Source organism: Vibrio sp. YT-19(2023), assembly GCF_033337395.1.
The window spans coordinates 1-725 of record NZ_JAWOQN010000453.1 but is presented as its reverse complement, the minus strand read 5'-3'; the positions used below and the strand labels follow the sequence as shown (position 1 = coordinate 725).

The 725-nt window shown below is 48.3% G+C and carries 1 pseudogene; it reads left to right on the top strand.

Annotation, left to right across the window (positions count from 1 at the left end):
- A pseudogene (gene mam7, locus R7E78_RS26480) lies at nucleotides 1-725 on the top strand (MCE family putative adhesion factor MAM7); the annotation flags it as partial.

Here is a 725-nt window from a genome sequence, read left to right as displayed (position 1 = left end):
GCAACGAGTACAGATTTACTTCTCCGACGCTGCTGGTTTGGTGGCGGGACGCACAACTATCCGTTACCAAGGTTTGGAAGTCGGTATGGTGCGTGACATTAATTTGTCCGAAGATCTCGGCAGCATTTACGTGGATGCAGACATCTACCCTGAAGCAACGAAGTTACTAAACGATAAAACGCGTTTTTGGCTCGTCAAACCAACCGCGAGTTTAACTGGTGTGTCGGGCTTGGATGCGCTTGTTTCTGGTAACTACATCTCTATCCAACCGGGGGACGGTGAAGAATTTGAGACCACATTCCACGCTCTCGATTCGGCGCCAACGGACCTACGTGTTTCACAGGGTTTGAACATCAAGCTTAAAAGCAGAGACTTAGGCGGCGTGTCGATTGGCTCTCAGATTGTCTATAAGAAAATTCCTATCGGTGCGGTCTACAGCTACCAACTGGATGAAGATGCAAAATCCATTACTATTCAAGCTAATATCCAAGAGCAATATCGACACATCATCAATGACCGCAGCCGCTTTTGGAACGTCAGCGGCATTGGCGCAAGTATAGGTTTTGAAGGCGTTGACGTACGCTTAGAAAGCATGAGTGCCCTACTTGGTGGCGCTATCGCCGTTGACTCTCCGGACGATGGCGAACCAGTGGAAGAAAATACCGAGTTCCGCTTATACAAAGACTTAAAAACAGCAGGTCGAGGCATTGCGATCAAAATTGCTC